The following is an 18386-nucleotide window of genomic DNA, read 5'->3' as shown; positions in this document are numbered from 1 at the left end:
CATTTTATGAAGAAACGAATTATCTATATCATCTTCGGCCTGATTGGCATTGGGGTCGGGATGGGCACCTTGCCGCCGCTTTGGGATTTGATCGGCTGGGCAGACAACCATTTTCTGAACAATCTGTTAATTGACGGCTTGATTGGCGGCGTTGTTTTCCTGCTGTTGGCAAGCCTCAGCGTTGGTTGGATTCTAGGTCGGTTGAAAGTGTTGGAGAAGACACTGAACACAAAGTCGCCAAGCTACTTGTTGTTCGGCAGCTTATCCACGATAATCGGCTTGATCTTGGCGGCAATTATTTCAATTCCGTTCTATGGCTTCGTTGCACCGCTGAATATCTTCCTACCACTCATCATCATGCTATTATTCGGTTACTTGGGTTTTCGGGTGGGTACGACACGCAGCGAAGAATGGCGGCGGCTTTTGAGCTTCCGTAACCGCCGAACTGCAGATACGGAAAATGATCAGGTGTTAGAACGTAAGGTCGGCGATCATTTCCGCAAGTACAAGTTGCTGGATACCAGTGTGATCATTGATGGTCGTGTTCAGGCCATCGCCAAAACCGGCTTTATCGAAGGCACCATGCTCGTGCCCAATTTTGTTTTGCATGAGCTTCAGCTAATCTCCGACTCCGCAGATTCCATGAAAAGAATGCGTGGTCGCCGAGGATTGGATATTCTCAATGCCATGCAAAAGGATAAAGACATTCATATTGAGATGTATGAAGGCGATTTCGAAGATATGACCGAAGTCGACAGCAAGCTGCTTAAGCTCGCTAAATTGCTAGATGGCATCGTCATGACGAATGATTTTAACCTTAACAAAGTAGCCCAGTTCCAAAATGTGCCAGTGCTCAACATCAACGCTTTAGCCAATGCGCTGAAACCAGATGTCATTCCCGGTGAAGGCATGACGGTCACCGTCATCAAATCCGGCTCTGAGCGCCAGCAAGGGGTCGCCTATCTGGAAGACGGCACCATGGTTGTTGTTGAAGACGGCAAGTTCTACATGAACAAACCGTTAGAAGTGATTGTCACCAATGCCTTACAAACGGCTGCAGGGCGCATGATCTTCGCAAAGCCAGCGCATCAGCAAAAGGCAATTCGGGATAAAGAGAGATAATCTGTTAAGTCATGAAAGAAGGCGGCTTCAGATCCCTTATCGGGAACTGAAGCTGCCTTCTTTTTTTGCTTTTCGGGAACTGATTCAATCTCTGATTCATTTGAATTTCCTCAAAGTCAATCAATGATTGGTTCTCGGAGATGAAATGTTTCTTTTAATTTACTTAAGTTGAGTTCCTTCTTTACCAAAAACAACAGTTGTGCAATTTTAGTATGCTAAATTTAGGATAATAAAGATGCCAAATAGAGCATGTTTAAAGTCTAAAATGGCTGAGCGCATTGGAAGGGCAGTGACAGCAAGGTATGTTGAAAATAAATCAGCTCGATAAGTTCTTTGGAAAGAAGCAAGTATTACATCAGATTTCCTTTGAGATAAAACGCGGTCATATTGTTGGTTTAATTGGTGCGAACGGTGCCGGAAAAACCACGATCATGAAGGCCATTTTGGGAATCACGGCGTTTGATGGGGATATTCAATTGGATGATCAAAACATCACCGTGGATAATCATAGTGCTTTAGAGCATGTGGGCGCACTTATTGAATATCCAGGTTTGTATCCTTATCTGACAGGCCGAGAACAATTGCTTCTTTTTGCCAATGGTCCTCAGCGGCATGAACGCGTCAACCAAACGATTGAGGAGTTGCATCTTGCAGCGTATGCGGATGTTAAAACCAAAAAATATTCGCTGGGTATGCGCCAAAAGCTTGGAATCGCACTTGCATTCGTCAATCGTCCAGAACTGGTGATTTTAGATGAGCCGATGAATGGGCTGGATCCTAAAGCGACCATGGCGCTTCGTCAGTTGATTATCCGTAAACGTGATGAGGGGACCACCTTTCTCATTTCAAGCCATATTTTGAGTGAACTGCAAAAAGTTGCTGATGATGTCATTATTATTGATCAAGGTCGTTTAATTATTGATGCGACTATGAGTGAGTTATTGAAGAAAAGTCAAACATACTTTTGGATAGCGACTGATCAAGATGAGCTGGCTCAGAAATTGTTAGCGGAACAGGGCTACGTGGTTAGTAATGAAGAGCAAGGTTTAAAAATTAGCCGATCGTCGATTTCTAGCATTAATGACCTGTTAAAACTATTATGGCGCAAAGATATTGTCATTAAAGATATAAAAGAAACGCAAGGAGACTTAGAAAAATCTCTACTGGATGTTTTGGCATCAACAAAATAAAAAGGAGGCGTCATTTTTTGGTCACCTTAGTTAAGCAAGAAAGTTACAAACTAGTCAAAAGGCCTTCATTATTCGTTTTCTGGTTCGGTCTGACCCTTTTCCAAGTTGCAATTGCCGTGTACTTATTAACCCACCCCAATGCTTCTAACCCTAGTTCATTATTCATCAACAGTTTTTATGCGCCGGTTTTGATTGTTTTCTATATGCTTGCGTTAACAAGTACGCAGTTATCGTCAGAACTCCAATACGGCACTTTAAAATCCTTACTTTATCGTCGATATTCGTCAAGCAAAATCTTGGCAAGCAAGTGGGTGACGCTATTGCTATGCACGCTCGTTTTATATGCCAGTAGCTTAATAATGAGCTTATGTCTCGCAATAACAGTTTTTAATGGCAAGATTGATTTAGTCGCAAAGGGCATAAAAGGACAGCAAGTTTGGCAAATATGGTTAATGAACAACATTTCCTCATTCTTAACGCTGATATTCATATTGAGTTTTGTTTGTCTACTCGCAACGCTGTTTGAAAACTCAACGCCCGCTATCATCATTGGCCTCAGTACATACTTCATTGTTTCAATTTTTAATCAGTTGATGTTTATGATGATCAAACAACATGAATGGATAAAATGGAATCCGGTTAACATGATGAATTTAGGCAATCAATTGCAGAACGCTGAACTAAGTAAGTTGACGCGGCTGCCCCTTAGTCAAATTAGTCTTGGTTATCTGATTTATGCAGCTGCCTTTTTTGCTTTAAGTCTAGTGGTTTTCAAGTATCGTAATGAACGCTAAATAAAAGAAGCATTTGGATTGCGGATGCGTACTTGTCATGACTTCAGGTTTGGGTTTTAAACAATCTAAAGAACATTGCTTTGTGGCACGTAGACGGTTTTTAAACACTCGAAATATTAGTTAATTGATAAAGACTTTTAGACTCGGTTCTATGAAGTCTTTTTTTGAATTGCAATACGGCAATTGAAAGAGGCTTTTTGTGCTGGAGCTACATAGAAAAATGTCAAGTGTTATACTTGTCACCAATATGTAATATTTACTTTGTTTTTTTCGGTTGAGCGCGTCTCGGCTTGGGTCATGAGAAGGGGGCAAAATCATTGCAGGCATTTAGTAACGAAAAGTCTCAGCATAAGATGTATAAAGCGGGTACGCTATGGGTGGCAGCGTTGATTGGCGTGGGGATTTGTGTGGGTGGTAGTCAAATCCAGTCAGTTGCAGCATCGACATCGCATATTCATTCAGTGGTCACCAACGCGACTGGAACAACGCCGACTAATCAAGCAACGGTATTGAAACAGCAAGAAACTGGCGTGAATGCCCAGATCATTGCCGGTCATCAAACCGATCAATATTCGACTAAGGGTGTCACAGACGCTGGCGATGACACAACGAGCGCTGTGCCAGACACCGATGTTTATCAGAATCGTAGTTTACCCATAACTGGCAATGCCGTCGTGGTCAGGTGTGTTGATTTAGAGGGTAATATGTTGGCACCTGATAAGGTGATCACTGGCAAAGTCGGCGATCCTTATACGATGACAGCACCTGCCTTTGACTATTATGAAAATCCCCAATTAGCCACAGACAGCGCACCAGCAAACGGGACTTTCACCAATGACGTACAGACGGTCACCTTTGTTTATACGAAGACACCAATTCCGCGTGGCAGTGTCAACGTGAAGTTTGTTGACGTAGACGGCAAACGGTTGGCATCTGATAAAATACTCACTGGTCAAGCCGGTGATCCTTACGAAGCAAGACCAATTGATATGACGAATTACCAATTTGCTCGTTTGGCGACAGGCAGTGCGCCGGAAGATGGTTCATTTACGGACGGTACGCAAACCGTCACCTTCATCTACACTAAGAATCCAGTTGCTCAAGGAACAGTTGACGTGAAATATGTCGATGACAATGGCAAGCAGATTGCGCCTGATAAGATTCTGACCGGTCATGTCGGCGATCCGTATGCTGTTACACCAACGATGATCGCGAATTATCACTACTTACGATTAGCATCTGGCAGCATCGCGGAAAATGGTGCTTTTGCAACAGGCAGTCTAACCGTGACGTTCGTTTACGCAAAGCAAGCGACACCTGTGACCCCATCAACGCCAGTCACGCCATCAACACCAACAACACCGTCAACTCAAGTTTTGCCAAGTATGTCGGATACGCCGACAGAATCGGCACCGCTATCCGATAATGACACCGCGCCAATCGAAGTTATTATCCCAACCAAGCAAATAAGCCGTTACTTGCCGAATACCGGTGATAACCAACGGACCGGCTTAATTGCGATCGGGGTGGCTTTGCTGCTTGCCTTGATCAGTTTTGGATCATTTGGACTGCGTCGTCGGGAAAAGTAGTTATTGATCTGTAAAAAAGAGTTTGTAAAGAATCTCACGATGACATTTCTTGCGTGGGACTTTTTTTGTGCGCTTATCGCCTTTTGAGTTGTGAATTGTTGACTAAGTGAGCGTTCAGCGTTATATACTAACTATAACAACTAGAACAGTTAGAAGGTGAAGACGTGCAACTGACAATCGATTTCGATTCTAAGATTCCGCTGTATACGCAGATTCGCGATGCTATCGTGAGTGGCATTGCCACTGGGGACTTGACGAATGGCACTATTTTGCCGTCTATCCGCGCGCTGGGCAATGAACTTGGGGTTAATCTGCATACGGTGAATAAAGCCTATAAGGAACTACAAAGGGAAGGTTTTGTTGAGATCCAGCGAGGTCGTGGTGTCGTTGTTCACGCGCATGGCTCCCCGAATCAAGCAGTGGCAGAGGTGCTGCGACCTGCCTTAGAAAAGGTTGTCGCGGAGGCAGTGGCCCGACATTTAGATCGGGATGCACTGCACACCATGATTGATGAACTTTATGATGATCTGAAGGAGTGATTAAAGATGCAAGCAGAAATGGTGATTTTAGTTGTTACGTGGTTGATATTGGTTGCGATTCAGGTTGTCACACCATGGCTGTCACGGCGAAATGTTTTATTCGGCGTTGTATATGCCCGTAACAGCATTTGGACAACGCCAGCAGCTAAAAAATTACGCCGTCGTTATCTCGCCTTTTCATTAACAGGGGCGGCAATCCTTTCAGTGATTGGCATTGGGATTGCGGCCGCCATGCACTTTGCGGCGACTGCGCTTGCTTGGATTCAAATTGCTGCCTTTTTGCTTTCGATCAGTCTGAATTATGCCTTGATTGTGGCGGCACATCGGAAAAGTTTGCAACTCCTTAAAGAGATGGGGAATCAGCAGGAGCTTACCCAAAGCAAGGTGACTGTTGACCTGAATAAGCTCAAGCCCCAAACGCTGGTTCCGGCAGCCTATGGGCTCGTCTTGGTGCCGCAGTTCTTTTTAGCCCTTGTACTTGGTTTTCAGCAAACATCAGCAGATTCATGGGTCATAATTTTGGCGCTGGCGGTTGAAACGCTAACTGTGCTGGGTGCTTTTTATCTTTCCCGCAGAGCGCGCGGGGCAGTTCGCGGCAATCCGGATGCTGAACCGCGAGCTGGTAAGGTGCGCAATTCCGTTTTGTATTATCTGCTGTTCACAGGTTTTCTGAGTCAAAGCTTACTGGTTCTCCAACTCATGCTGCCGAATATGTCAGCTGAAGGTCAATGGTGGTTTGTGATCATCACACTAACCCTGACACTGCTCTCCGTCAGCTTTTTGCCGTTGGTGTATATTCTGGGGACTCGCCGACTTACGGCCAAAGGATCTGTGTTGAATGATAATCAGCATTGGGTCTGGGGGATGTTTTACTATAATCCAACTGATCCGGCGCTCTTTGTTGAAAAACGGTTGGGGATTGGGTTCACGCTCAATATGGCCAAAACGATGAGTTGGGTGATCCTTGTCGGTTTTCTATTGATCGTCGCGGGTATTGTCATCATTTCTTTTATACTTGATTGAGGGGTGTTCAGAATGGATAAAGTTGTGAATAACAGCCCTGTCAGCCAATTCACGGTTAACATGATGGGCGTTGAGATGCTACTTTGTTTTGCCTTACCGATTATTTTGTTAATCTGGGTGATTCTGCGTTACAGCAAGCCCCAAAAAGGTGCTGTTAAGGTTTTCTTTATTGGCATGGGCGTTTTTTTCCTGTTCGCTGGTGTATTGGAAGGACCCTTCCGCGGCATCGCTAAAGATTTCCAACATGTGCCGTTTCTATATGCGTTGTATGGCGCGCTGTTAGCTGGTGTTTTTGAAGAGGTTGGCCGTTATCTAGGACTTAAGTTTATTAATAAACGCATACCAACCAAGGCGGCGACACCCGAAACACCATTCCTATACGGATTAGGTCATGGCGGGCTTGAAATGATTCTGATTGGCAGCCTGACCATGTTCAGCAACTTTATGTTTGCAATGCTGATTAATGGCGGCAAAGTAAACGAAATGCTTGAAAAGGTACCCGCTAGCTCGCGTTCGGTGCTCAATACGCAAGTGAAACAATTGATGGCAACGACGGGCTGGACGATTTCGTTATCCTTGATGGAACGACTACTCGCCTTGGCGGTTCAGATCGCATTATCCGTGGTTGTGTGGATCATCATTATGAAACGCATGCGCTGGTTCTGGCTATTGTTGCCAATCGGCTTACATGCCTTTATCGACTTTCCGGCGGCACTGACGCAGGTTGGTGCGCTGAACGGTGCGGTTGAAGAAGTCCTACTAGTTGTTCAGACAATTTTAGTCTTGGCCTTTACGTATTGGTTCTGGCGTCAAAATCGTCAGGTGATGACGAGAACGGCGAAGACGGCATAGTTGCAGACTTTTCCTAGTTAAGGTTGAAACATACTTAATACTTGCAAATAAAGAGGGATGATTTTTCTGTGCTGCGGAAAAATCACCCCTCTTTTCTTAGGAGAAATGGCATTTTTGAATGATAAGAGTCGGCCTAAGACGAATACTTAAATCTTAGTCTCCGCAATCAATGCTTCATGAGCCTTAATATGTGCCATGAAAGTTTTATCCTCAGCTAGAAGCAACAAGAATAAGGCTTCCACCGCCGTCATGGCGGCTACGCGTGAGAAGAAATATTCGGACTCGAAAATTTGCTGCCGAACCGCGGTCAAAAGCTGATAATCGGCGGCTAGGCCAATCGGTGAATCCTTGCGATTGGTAATCGCGACCACAGCAATACCACGTTGGTGAGCGGCTTTGATTTGGGTGATGAGATTGCGCGTTTCGCCAGAATTTGAGATAACCAGCAACAAAGCATCTGCTGGTGCATTCATGGTTTGGGCGAGCGCCGTTTCCCAAGAACTGTCTGTGATGGCTAGTAGACCGAGTTGATTGAATTTATAGACGGCATCATCGGCAACCGGCTGCGTATCGCCAGCAGCGGCTACTAAAATTACACTAGCTTGTTTTAACAAATCCAAAATTTTTCGAATGTCATGTGAGCTGGCGTTTTTTAGTGTGCCTTCGATTTCGGCGACTTTGTTGGCACTGATATTGCTTAAGGCTTGCTGAAGATTGTCGGCGTTAATTTCCTGATAATACGCACTACGGTTTTCAGCAACCTTAGCAAGCTCAATCTTGAGTTGATGAAAGCCTTCAACACCAATTGTCCGGCAAAAACGAGAAATTGAGGCTTCGCTAACGTTACTTTCTTTTGCGAGGGCGGCGATGGTGGTATTCACGACAGCACCGGGATTCGTCAGAATAACCTGCGCAATCTTACGGTCAGTCGCGGTCAGTGTTGGCAGCATGCTATAAAGACGGTCAATAATACTCATAACACAGCTCCTTTTCAACTAAATTTCTGAATAATCTGTTTTATGAAACTCTCCGGCCTTTATTCTACGCGATTAATTTCAAAAGACAATCCTCACAACTAGCTGTTGACAAAACTAAATTTCAGTCTTACATTATATGTGAAATATAATTTCATCAAAAATAAAAGAGAGGAAGCAACTTTCATGACAGAACAAATCGCCGCTGCTCTAGCACTTATTCAGCCGCATCAGGTAGTGAGTCTTGGCGGTGGTCGGCACATGCAGGCTCTTGCTGATGGCATTGTCGCGCGGGCATTGCCGGGTATTCAGATTTGCAGTCCCTCTGAAGTAACGCTGGCTTATTGTCAGATACTGGGGTTACCAACAACAACACAGATAGCTAGTGATATTGCCTTTGATGGCTGTGACAGTGCCGATAAGGACTTAAATTTACTTAAAAGTAATGGCGGCATTCATTTTTATGAAAAGTTGCACGCGCAGGCGAGCCATGCTTATGTGATTCTCACTGCTCAGAAAAATGTCAACGCTCAACTGAATGCCGCGGTACCGCTGACATTGGAAGTTGTTAGCGCGGCAAGTGAACAGGTGATGGCATCTGCCAAGCTGCTAGGCTTGCAGGCAAAACGACGGGTGGCTACCACTTACATGGGCTACACGCGAACGCGCGACGGCAATGAATTAATTGATTGTAAGATGGCGGAATGGACGGATATCGCAAAAGTTGATCATTTGCTAGCCTCATTACCGGGAGTTGTTGCGACGTCATACTTTGCTCACTTAGCGACATTACTCTTAATAGAAACACCAGATGGTCAGGTACATGAAATTAAGCAGAGCGTGAACCAGCCCGGTTAGAAACCGGAGTGTAAGTGACCTTAGGCGTGATGGTCGGACTCTGACTATTGCGACCAAGGTTCTTACACGCAGGTTTCTGGGCTGGAGAATGCGTTTAAAAGAAAGGATGAGTCATATGACAAACTATAACTGGGGTATGATCGGAACTGGTTGGATCGCACATGAAATGGCCGACGCTTTAAACCGGGAAAACGGTAGCATCTACGCCGTCGCTGATGTCAATGCCGACATGCTTAAGAAGTTCGCTATTGAAAAACATATTGCCAAAACATATACAGATCCAGATGCCTTGATTGCCGACCCAAACGTTGATGTGATTTATATTGCAACGCCGCATACCTATCATTATCCATACATCAAAAAAGCTTTGAATGCCGGCAAACACGTTCTTGCCGAAAAAGCGATTACGGTCAATGCTAAGCAATTTGATGATGTCCAGCAGTTGGCCAAGCACAAGGGCCTGATTCTATCTGAAGGGTTAACCTTGTACCATATGCCGGTTTATCAACAAGTCAAGCAGCTGATTGCAAGTGGCAAGTTAGGCGACATTCATCTTGTTCAAGTTAACTTCGGTAGCTTGAAAGACTTTGATCCAAAGAATCGTTTCTTCAATAAGGATCTGGCTGGTGGCGCGTTGCTTGATATCGGCGGATACGCAACTGCCTTTGCTCGTACGTTCTTAGATGCTCAGCCCAATGTAACGCTCACCACCGTCAAGTACTTTGAAACCGGTGTTGATGAACAATCAGGGATCATTTTAAAAAATGCTGATCAGCAGTTGGCCGTCATGGCACTGTCATTACGCGCTAAGCAGCCAAAACGCGGCGTGATCTCGGGTACAAAAGGCTACGTTGAAATTGATGACTATCCGCGTGCCACAACCGCCAAAGTAACCTACACTCCTGATGCCCATACCACGACCAGCGAGGTATTAAGCGCAGGTGATCAGGCCGATGCCTTAGTTTATGAAGTCCGTGATTTTCAGCGCTACATTGATGAAGGTCACGATGACGGTCAGTTGCTACTATCTCACGATGTCAGCCATATCATGGACAGTGTGCGAAATGCATGGGGCATGAGATTCCCGTTTGATTAAGGCAATGATAGATTGCAAAGGTTGCGCCGTTTAGTAGAACGATCAGAAGCCAACTGACATAGATTCAATCTCCCACATCAGCCCAATGAACGTCCCTTCTGTGGTACACTATCAGTGCATGTTTACAGAAAAATGGAGGCTAAGACATTGGCAGATCGACCAATTCGGGTGCGTTATGCACCAAGTCCGACCGGGCATTTGCATATCGGCAATGCGCGGACGGCGTTGTTCAATTATTTGTTCGCACGGCACAACAACGGAACGTTGGTGCTGCGGATCGAAGACACCGATACAAAGCGGAATGTTGCAGACGGCGAAAAGAGTCAGATGGAGAACCTTCACTGGCTCGGGATTGACTGGGATGAAGGCCCCGACAAAGGCGGCGACTTTGGCCCATACCGGCAGTCTGAACGTAAGGACATCTATGACAAGCTGATCAAGCAACTTGTTGATAAAGGCTTTGCCTACGAGTCTTATCGGACCGAAGAGGAACTGAAAGCCGATCGTGAAGCCCAAAAGGCTCGTCACGAGATGCCGCATTACGAATATGAATATGAGGGCATGACGGACGCTGAAAAAGCTGACGCGATTGCCGCAGCCAAAGCGAAGGGCTTGGAGCCTGTGATTCGGTTCCACATTCCAATGGACAAGACCTACGAGTGGGACGACATCGTTAAGGGGAAAATCTCGATTGATGCCAACACACTGGGCGGCGATTTTGTCATTCAAAAGCGTGATGGCATGCCAACGTACAATTTTGCGGTGGTAGTAGACGATCATATGATGCAAATCAGCCACGTGTTGCGTGGGGACGATCATATTGCCAACACACCGAAGCAATTGGCCATTTACGATGCATTTGGCTGGGAACCACCAATTTTTGGCCATATGACCTTGATCATCAATGGCGCCACCGGTAAGAAGTTGTCGAAGCGTGATGAAACCGTGTTACAGTTCATTGAACAATATCGTGAACTCGGCTATTTGCCAGACGCGATGTTCAACTTCATTACGCTCCTTGGCTGGTCCCCAGTTGGTGAAGATGAAATTTTCACCAAAAAGGAATTCATCAAGCAATTCGATCCAAAGCGGCTATCTAAGAGCCCAGCCCGTTTTGACCAGAAGAAATTGGAATGGGTGAACAACCAATACATCAAGGCCAAGCAAAAGACGAACCCGAATGAATTGATGAGTTTGTCCTTAGCTAACTTGATTGAAGATGGCAAAATTCATAGTGATCCAGATCCGAAGACCATCGAGTGGGCGCGCCAGCTTATTAGTCTTTACACCGATCAAATGAGTTACACTGCTCAGATCAGCAAGCTTGCCGATATTTTCTTCGACAAAGCCACTGACCTAACCGATGACGAACGCAAAGAACTGGCAGATGACAATGCTAAGCCAGTCATCGAAGCCTTCGCCAAAAAGATTCGGGCACTCGACACGTTTGACGCTTATTCCATTGGCGGTATTGTCAATGAAGTCAAGCAGGAAACCAAGGTCAAGGGCCGCAAGCTTTACATGCCAATTCGAATCGCTGCAACATTGCGGATGCATGGTCCGCAACTTGCTGAAACCATTGAACTGATGGGTCGCGATCAAGTCCTTAAAAACGTTGATCTTGTCACCGGCCAACTTTAATTGATGCAGGAAGCCCGCGCAGATGTGCGGGTTTTTGCATGCAAACAATAGGTTTTGGTGGAACGCGAAGGGCAACGTTTGTTGTTAATAATTGAGTGATTGTGCCTAAAGGACGACGTTAATCGGTGATTTCCTAACGTTTATATTTATTTTCCCCAGAACTTGTCGACATCGGTTACCCTAAATGACAGGGAGAATAGCTCCTTGCAACGTAGGAAGGGTAGGAATGAAAAATGAAAGGTAAGCGGCAGCACTTACTTTTATATTTTGTTCTGGGTATGATGACAGGACTGGTGACGGCAGCGATTTTTCATATCATTTATGCCTGGCTTTTTCATTGACCTGATATGCCAATCCCCGGCATGATTAATGGACAGCGCATGTTTTTCTGGTTTTCGTCGTTGTCTTCCTAATGTTGAGTTCATGTTGTGATTTTTCACAACTGCAGGTGTTTGTTCAGGACCGACGATGGTCCGTGAACAAACACCTGTTTTTTGATAACCGCAACACAGACGCGCTTTTTCAGGCTTACTTGGAGAATCTGGCCCAATGGCTCGGATTGAATCGTCAGCAAAAATTCGGTAAATCTTATAACGTGCGTTTTTATGGATCAAGCGAGTATCATTTTAATTATATCAAGCATAATTTTGACAGGAGTGACCACTGATGCGTGACAATCGCAATAACGACAAGGAACCGTTAGACACATTGACCACAAAACCAACTTTTGCCTTGCAATATTTGCCGGGATCAGCTGCAGCCGGCTGTTTTGGCGGGAAAGTCGGCCTGCATTTACTAAGCAAGGAACCTGTGGCCCTGGCGTCACCGATCTTCTATTACATATTGCCGCGTTTCGCCAGCTTTGACGGTTTTGATCCGCGAACTCAAGTCCTTGGTCGTCCAAAGGTGGCCGTTTTATCTGGTTTTGACACACATGGCCGGCATGTCGTTCGACTCGATTATCGCGGCAACTGCGAACCACTGGTGGTACCACAAGAACAGACCATTAATTTGGTCCGCTTTCGCCATTTAGCAGACGCTGGTGTGGACACAGATGTCTTGACGATTTGTGTTGCCACACCAACGCCAATAACAGGCAGCGGCCAACCACGTCAACCTTATCGCTTGGCAGCCATGGCACCAGAAACGACTTGGCTAGGAGAGGCTGTTATTACCGTTCATCCCAAGGAAACCATTGCTGTTGAGACAAAGGCAAGACAGTCAATCTCATCGCAGGGTCAATCGGCGTCTTAATAGGCACACCACCGAGCGTCTTACTAAGCCATCTTTACCAAAATAGTCCATAATAAAGTCGACGCTTCAGAGGCGAATGGCCAACGCTGCCACCTGCCTTTAGAGGTGTTGAGGAGGTTTTTGTGATGGCAATTTTTACAGCTTATGATAACTCGGAAATTCTGGCAGCCTTGCAAGACGCGGCCCCGCATGCCGAAATCCACATTGATGATAAAATTGCGCGCGAACATAGCGCCAATGGCAATGCCCAGCGTGAGATTGCCGGGAAAATTCTGGCATATGTTGCAGTCAGTGATGTTGCAGATATTCAAGGTGTGTTAAGAATCGCGCGTCAATATCATATGCCAGTGGTTCCCCAAAGCGCAGATACGAGCACCGTGATCGGTTCTGACGGCATAAACGGCAGTCTTATTTTGTCGACAGCGCGAATGAATCGGATTAAAGAGATTAGCAAAGGCGATCTGTTGGCAGTGGTTGAGCCTGGTGTGATCAACGGGGACCTGGATAAGGCAGCGCGTGCGCAAGGTCTTTTTTACGCACCTGATCCTGGATCTAAGCCAATTTCAAGCATTGGTGGCAATGCGGCAACCAATGCTGGTGGGATGAGTACCGTGAAGTATGGGGCGACAACCGACAATGTACTTGGCCTTAAAGTTGTTTTGGCAGACGGCCGTGAAATCAAACTTGGCGGCCGAACTTACAAGCATGCGTTTAATTACGATTTGACGCACTTATTCGTCGGCTCGGAAGGCACATTGGGCATCATCACTGAAGTCACTGTCAAACTGAACCCGATTCCAATTGGCACGCCGGTTGTTGGAATTGCTTATTTTGACAACATGACAGCATTGGCTAAAGGGGTGGAGGATTTGCGGCTTTCCGGTATCTATCCGGTCATGCTTGAAGCACTTGATGGTCTGACAGTTGCTGCGTTGGATCGTTATGAAGGCACTCACTATGCTGAAGGCGCCGAGGCAATGCTCCTGTTCCGGTTAGATGCTGGTGGTGAAGCTAGTCTGAAAATGGCGGAGCAGATTTTAAATGACGATCATGCCAAAAACATCAAGGTCACCAGTGATCCCAAAGAAGCAGCGGCGATTATCAAGTTACGCCAGGACATGTTGCCGGCGGTTTTCGCTAACGGCCAACATATTATGGAAGACATGGCGGTGCCGTTGTCTAAACTGCCCGAAATGATGGACTATATTGCGTCAGTCGCACAGGACTTAAATGTCGAAATTTACACGGCAGGTCATGCGGGCGATGGTAATGTGCATCCAACCGTCATCTGGCCGGCTGATGAGGAAGAACCGCCCAAAGAAGCGCTCCAAGCCATTCGTCTGATGTTCCGCAAAGCATTGGCACTCGGCGGCACCATTTCCGGTGAACATGCGGTGGGGATGAGCAAGAACCAATGGAACAATGAAGAATTAGGCTTTGATGTTGATGAGATTCAGCATCAAATTAAAGGATTGTTTGATCCGTTGGGGATTCTGAATCCGAAGCGGAAAATTGATTAAGGCTGCTGAAAAACAGGAACGTCATGCGCAGCTCCAAAAGGAATGATTGCCGTATTTAGGAAAATCATTCCTTTTTATTTTTTGATAGATAGTCTGCTAAGCATTAAGGTCGTAGTGCCAAGGCGGAGATTGCGGCGTTTGGCACGGCACAGAATGTTGCAATCGCCCGCCCCGTTCCTTTATAATCACGGTCGTTTCCTGTAAAATGCAGTTAAGACGCTACAGGAAGGAAATGAGCCGATGTTAACGTTATACAATACAATGTCCCGGAAAAAAGAGACATTCACGCCGTTGCACCCGGGAGAAATCCGGATGTATGTCTGCGGCCCGACTGTTTACAATTACATCCACATCGGTAACGCGCGCAGTGCTATCGCGTTTGATACCATCCGCCGGTATTTTGAATATCGCGGATATAAAGTAACCTATGTTTCGAACTTCACCGATGTTGATGACAAGATTATCAATGCTGCTCATAAAACCGGTGAAGCTCCGCTGGACTTGGCGCAACGGTTTATTGATGCGTTCATGGAAGACACGACGGCGCTGGGGATCGAACCGGCAACGGCTCATCCTCGCGCCAGTCAAATGATCCCGGATATTATTGATTTTGTGCAGGATTTGATCGACAAAGAATACGCTTATGCTGTTGACGGCGATGTTTATTACCGGGCCCGCAAGTTTAAACATTATGGGGAGTTATCTCATCAGAATGTGGATGAACTTGAAGAAGGTGCCAGTCAACATATTACCCAAGACGAATTAGCTAAAAAAGAAGATCCGATTGATTTTGCTTTGTGGAAAGCCGCCAAACCCGGTGAGATCAGTTGGGAGTCACCATGGGGCAAAGGACGGCCAGGATGGCACATTGAATGCTCAGTCATGAGCACCAAGCTGTTAGGCGATACTTTTGACATTCACGGTGGCGGCCAGGATCTGGAATTTCCGCATCATGAGAATGAAATCGCCCAAAGCGAAGCTAAAACCGACAAGCAGTTCGTTCGGTATTGGATGCATAACGGCTTCGTGACGATTGGTGAAGACGACGAGAAAATGAGCAAATCGCTTGGCAACTTCATCACTGTGCACGATATTCGCAAAACAGTTGATCCGCAAGTTCTACGTTTTTTCATGGCGGGTACCCAATATCGGATGCCGATTCGCTATTCTGAAACTAACCTCAAAAATGCGGCCAACAGTCTCAATCGGCTAAAAATTGCTCGTGAGAATTTGACCTATCGTCGTCGTGGGGCCGAAACCGGCGTTGATCCACAAATTACCAAGCAGCTGCAAACCTTGAAGGATCGCTTCGTGACTGCTATGGATGATGATATCAACGTTCAAAATGGCCTCACCGTTTTATTCGATCTGGCAAAGTTGCTTAATGAATATGCTAATGAAGAGACGGTCAAAAGTGAAAGTATCAATGACCTTTTGAATGAATACGATGCTTGGCTGCAAATCTTCGGTGTGGTGTTTGCTGATCAGAAGAACCTGGATGCAGACATTGATGCCTTGGTGAAGGCTCGAGATGCGGCACGGGCAGCGAAAGACTTTGCTAAGAGCGACCAAATTCGTGATCAGTTGGCCGCACAAGGCATTATTTTGGAAGACACTCCTCAAGGAACACGGTGGCGCAGACAATGACATTTGATCCAAAACAATTGAACGGTATCGCGTTAGCCTACATGGGCGACGCGGTTTATGAAGTTTATATTCGGGAACACTTACTCAAGCGCGGTTTAGTTCGGCCGGCATCACTGCAACGGGCAGCCAAGGATTTTGTGTCCGCAAAGGCACAAGCGGCGCTGATTGCCGGGATGGAGGAAGCCAACCTGCTGGATAGCGACGAAACCGACATTTTCAAGCATGGGCGCAATGCCAAAAGCTACACGCACGCGAAAAATACCGATGTGGTGACTTATCGAGTTTCAACAGGATTCGAGGCACTGTTCGGCTACTTACATTTGATCGGCCGCGATGACCGTGTTGCTGAATTAGCAGCATGGTGTATCCAATACGTTGAAGAAGGGAAGACGGGACATGGCAAAAAAGCCGCAAGCAACAACTGAACATGATCCAGATGAGTTTATCTTTGGCCGCCATGCCGTTGAGGCGGCGCTGAAAGCTGGCACCGCTGCCACCATCAACAAATTGTTCGTCCAAACCGACCTGAAAAGTGAACCGATTCAGCATTTGGTCGGCATGGCGCAAAAGAAGAAGATTTTAGTGAGCACGGCACCTAAGCAAAAATTAGATCTGATGAGTGACCAAGGCAATCACCAAGGGGTCTTATTGGCAATGACGCCTTACGCTTATGCAACCTTAGATGATCTTTTCAAAAATGCCGCTGATAAAGGCGAAGATCCGTTTTTCCTATTGCTGGATAATTTGGAAGATCCGCACAACTTGGGCTCCATTTTACGGACAGCAGATGCAAGCGGGGTGCACGGGGTGATCATTCCGAAGCATCGCGCTGTGGGCCTGACAAGTGCCGTTGCCAAAGTCAGCACAGGGGCGATTGAGTATGTACCGGTGGCACGGGTGACGAATCTCGCCCAGACCATTAAGACGCTGAAAGAACGCGGCATGTGGGTCTTTGGCACTGCCATGGACGGTCAGGATTATCGAAAATGGGATGCAAAAGGCAGTACTGCGTTGGTGATCGGCAATGAAGGCAAGGGCATCTCGCCTGGCATTGCGAAGTTAATGGATGCGACGATTGCGATTCCGATGGTCGGCCACGTTCAAAGTCTAAATGCAAGTGTGGCCGCGGGCATCCTGATGTATCAGGCATTCGCCAGTCGGCATGAGGGAAAATAAATGCGCGAACACATCATGATCGTCGACGGTTATAACGTCATCGGCAACTGGCCGGAACTTGCAAAACTCAAAGCTGAGGATCATTTTGATGTGGCCCGTGAGCGCTTGTTGGACATTCTGGCAGAATATCGCAGCCACGAAAACGCTAAAATGATCGTGGTCTTTGATGCGATGTACGTGCCCGGTATTGGTAAAAGTTATGCAAAATGGGATCTGCAAGTCGTCTTCACCAAAGAAGATGAAACCGCTGATAGTTACATTGAACGCCTCGCACAGGACATGAACTCGCCGCTAGTGCAGCTTGTCGTCGTTACTAGCGATCAAGCTGAACAATGGACCGTCTTCTCTCGTGGCGCCTTGCGGATCAGCTCGCGCGATTTTCTCAAAGAAGTCCAGCGCTCTGATCGAGAATTCAACCACGACACAGCAAATTACGCCGCCCATCTCGCCCGACGCAACAGTCCGTGGAATAACGACCAGCTATTCTTGCTAGACAAAATGCGCCGGCATTTGGAGCGGCGGCCGAAGCCGAAAGAGTAGTTATGGGGATGACCCAGCCTTCTCAAATTTGATGACATTAAAAAAAGGCACAGTGGACTTCAGTTTTGTCCTGCCAGGATGAGCAGAACAAGAGAAGTTACTGGGTCTTTTTTTTGCAATCAAACATTAGTAGTCAACAAACTTTCGGGATCAAGGTCCAGCAATTTCAGCCATTCAATATTGATCTTGTACAAGGGGATGCTTCATTGGCTAGTTAAAAATTTTATGAAGAGAAATGAAGCAGCTTCTACAAGGGCTCCTAGTAATTGGATTAACCATCGCCGTTTTGTTTTAAAGAGGCTTGGCAAAGTCTCTTTTTTGGCGTTTGAAATGACTGTAATAATGCTGGCAAAGAAGATCATGAGACATATGACGACAACTGAAAGAACTGCCCAAAGTCTTTTGTAGGAGATGAGCATATTCATGAAGGCACTAAAGGGAAGTACGAATAGAAGTGTACTTAAAAGACAGTATGTTAAGGGACGCATGTGCAGATTAGCATTGGGGGTCAACAAAAATCCATGTTGCCGTTGAGGTAGATTCATGAATTTGCTCCTTCGTTGTGATCAAT

Annotated in this window: 19 protein-coding genes; 17 read left to right on the top strand and 2 right to left on the bottom strand. The window is 46.2% G+C overall.

Translation table 11 applies throughout. The features are described 5' to 3' along the window. Window positions 1-6: 6 nt before the first annotated feature. The 7 genes from LBPC_RS11615 to LBPC_RS11585 all read left to right on the top strand — a co-directional run bounded on the left by LBPC_RS11615 (window position 7) and on the right by LBPC_RS11585 (window position 7109). Entirely contained in the window at window positions 7-1122 is a 1116-nt protein-coding gene (locus LBPC_RS11615) for a PIN/TRAM domain-containing protein (protein WP_003661805.1), read from the top strand. A gap of 302 nt (window positions 1123-1424) precedes the next feature. Continuing rightward, entirely contained in the window at window positions 1425-2312 is an 888-nt protein-coding gene (locus LBPC_RS11610) for an ABC transporter ATP-binding protein (protein ID WP_003603253.1), read from the top strand. 17 nt (window positions 2313-2329) lie between these two features. Continuing rightward, the gene (locus LBPC_RS11605) at window positions 2330-3106 is read left to right on the top strand and encodes an ABC transporter permease (RefSeq protein ID WP_025376282.1); all 777 of its coding nucleotides are present in this window, start codon (window positions 2330-2332) and stop codon (window positions 3104-3106) included. Between the two features lie 317 nt (window positions 3107-3423). Continuing rightward, window positions 3424-4695: a MucBP domain-containing protein gene (locus tag LBPC_RS11600; RefSeq protein WP_016371648.1), complete on the top strand. Its 1272-nt coding sequence runs from the start codon at window positions 3424-3426 to the stop codon at window positions 4693-4695. A 164-nt stretch (window positions 4696-4859) separates the two neighbouring features. Continuing rightward, window positions 4860-5234, top strand: a complete 375-nt coding sequence (locus LBPC_RS11595; RefSeq protein WP_003567242.1) for a GntR family transcriptional regulator — start codon at window positions 4860-4862, stop codon at window positions 5232-5234. Between the two features lie 6 nt (window positions 5235-5240). Further along, window positions 5241-6257, top strand: coding sequence for a DUF5808 domain-containing protein (locus LBPC_RS11590; RefSeq protein WP_003661808.1), 1017 nt, complete (start codon window positions 5241-5243; stop codon window positions 6255-6257). Between the two features lie 12 nt (window positions 6258-6269). Further along, window positions 6270-7109, top strand: coding sequence for a YhfC family intramembrane metalloprotease (locus tag LBPC_RS11585; protein ID WP_003603238.1), 840 nt, complete (start codon window positions 6270-6272; stop codon window positions 7107-7109). Window positions 7110-7255: 146 nt separating this feature from the next. Here LBPC_RS11585 and LBPC_RS11580 read toward each other — a convergent pair whose 3' ends face one another. Beyond that, on the bottom strand, window positions 7256-8086 hold the full coding sequence (locus tag LBPC_RS11580; RefSeq protein ID WP_003603237.1) for a MurR/RpiR family transcriptional regulator: 831 nt from the start codon (window positions 8084-8086) through the stop codon (window positions 7256-7258). 183 nt (window positions 8087-8269) lie between these two features. Between LBPC_RS11580 and LBPC_RS11575 the strand changes: the two genes are divergently transcribed. The 10 genes from LBPC_RS11575 (at window position 8270) to LBPC_RS11535 (ending at window position 17815) form a co-directional block, all read left to right on the top strand. Continuing rightward, the gene (locus tag LBPC_RS11575) at window positions 8270-8941 is read left to right on the top strand and encodes a ribose-5-phosphate isomerase A (RefSeq protein WP_003603236.1); all 672 of its coding nucleotides are present in this window, start codon (window positions 8270-8272) and stop codon (window positions 8939-8941) included. Window positions 8942-9056: 115 nt separating this feature from the next. Continuing rightward, on the top strand, window positions 9057-10037 hold the full coding sequence (locus LBPC_RS11570) for a Gfo/Idh/MocA family protein (RefSeq protein ID WP_003588680.1): 981 nt from the start codon (window positions 9057-9059) through the stop codon (window positions 10035-10037). 147 nt (window positions 10038-10184) lie between these two features. After that, window positions 10185-11678, top strand: a complete 1494-nt coding sequence (gltX, locus tag LBPC_RS11565; RefSeq protein ID WP_003576207.1) for a glutamate--tRNA ligase — start codon at window positions 10185-10187, stop codon at window positions 11676-11678. Window positions 11679-12153: 475 nt separating this feature from the next. Beyond that, entirely contained in the window at window positions 12154-12345 is a 192-nt protein-coding gene (locus tag LBPC_RS15860) for a hypothetical protein (protein ID WP_003576205.1), read from the top strand. Beyond that, window positions 12345-12932 carry a hypothetical protein gene (locus LBPC_RS11560; protein ID WP_003661815.1) on the top strand — a complete coding sequence of 196 codons (588 nt, stop codon included), beginning with the start codon at window positions 12345-12347 and terminating at the stop codon, window positions 12930-12932. Before LBPC_RS15860 ends, LBPC_RS11560 begins: the two co-directional genes overlap by 1 nt. Before the next feature lie 125 nt (window positions 12933-13057). Then, complete coding sequence (locus LBPC_RS11555) at window positions 13058-14452, top strand: FAD-binding oxidoreductase (RefSeq protein ID WP_003661818.1); 1395 nt, start codon at window positions 13058-13060, stop codon at window positions 14450-14452. Between the two features lie 240 nt (window positions 14453-14692). Continuing rightward, a complete protein-coding gene (gene cysS / locus LBPC_RS11550; RefSeq protein WP_016383619.1) occupies window positions 14693-16099 on the top strand; it encodes a cysteine--tRNA ligase in 1407 nt (468 codons plus the stop codon). Then, complete coding sequence (locus LBPC_RS11545) at window positions 16096-16524, top strand: Mini-ribonuclease 3 (protein WP_003567219.1); 429 nt, start codon at window positions 16096-16098, stop codon at window positions 16522-16524. The genes cysS and LBPC_RS11545 overlap by 4 nt, the downstream gene beginning before the upstream one ends. Next, window positions 16496-17275, top strand: a complete 780-nt coding sequence (rlmB, locus tag LBPC_RS11540; protein ID WP_003576198.1) for a 23S rRNA (guanosine(2251)-2'-O)-methyltransferase RlmB — start codon at window positions 16496-16498, stop codon at window positions 17273-17275. Before LBPC_RS11545 ends, rlmB begins: the two co-directional genes overlap by 29 nt. Continuing rightward, complete coding sequence (locus tag LBPC_RS11535) at window positions 17276-17815, top strand: NYN domain-containing protein (RefSeq protein ID WP_003661820.1); 540 nt, start codon at window positions 17276-17278, stop codon at window positions 17813-17815. A gap of 203 nt (window positions 17816-18018) precedes the next feature. Here the strand turns inward: LBPC_RS11535 and LBPC_RS11530 are convergent, their stop codons facing one another. Continuing rightward, a complete protein-coding gene (locus LBPC_RS11530) occupies window positions 18019-18360 on the bottom strand; it encodes a hypothetical protein (protein WP_016365345.1) in 342 nt (113 codons plus the stop codon). Window positions 18361-18386: the final 26 nt, after the last annotated feature.

The sequence above is a fragment of the Lacticaseibacillus paracasei subsp. paracasei genome (assembly GCF_000829035.1).
In the GTDB taxonomy this organism is placed as follows: Bacteria; Bacillota; Bacilli; order Lactobacillales; family Lactobacillaceae; genus Lacticaseibacillus; species Lacticaseibacillus paracasei.
Note: the sequence above shows the minus strand (reverse complement) of the source record. Positions and strands in the feature narration are given on the sequence as shown.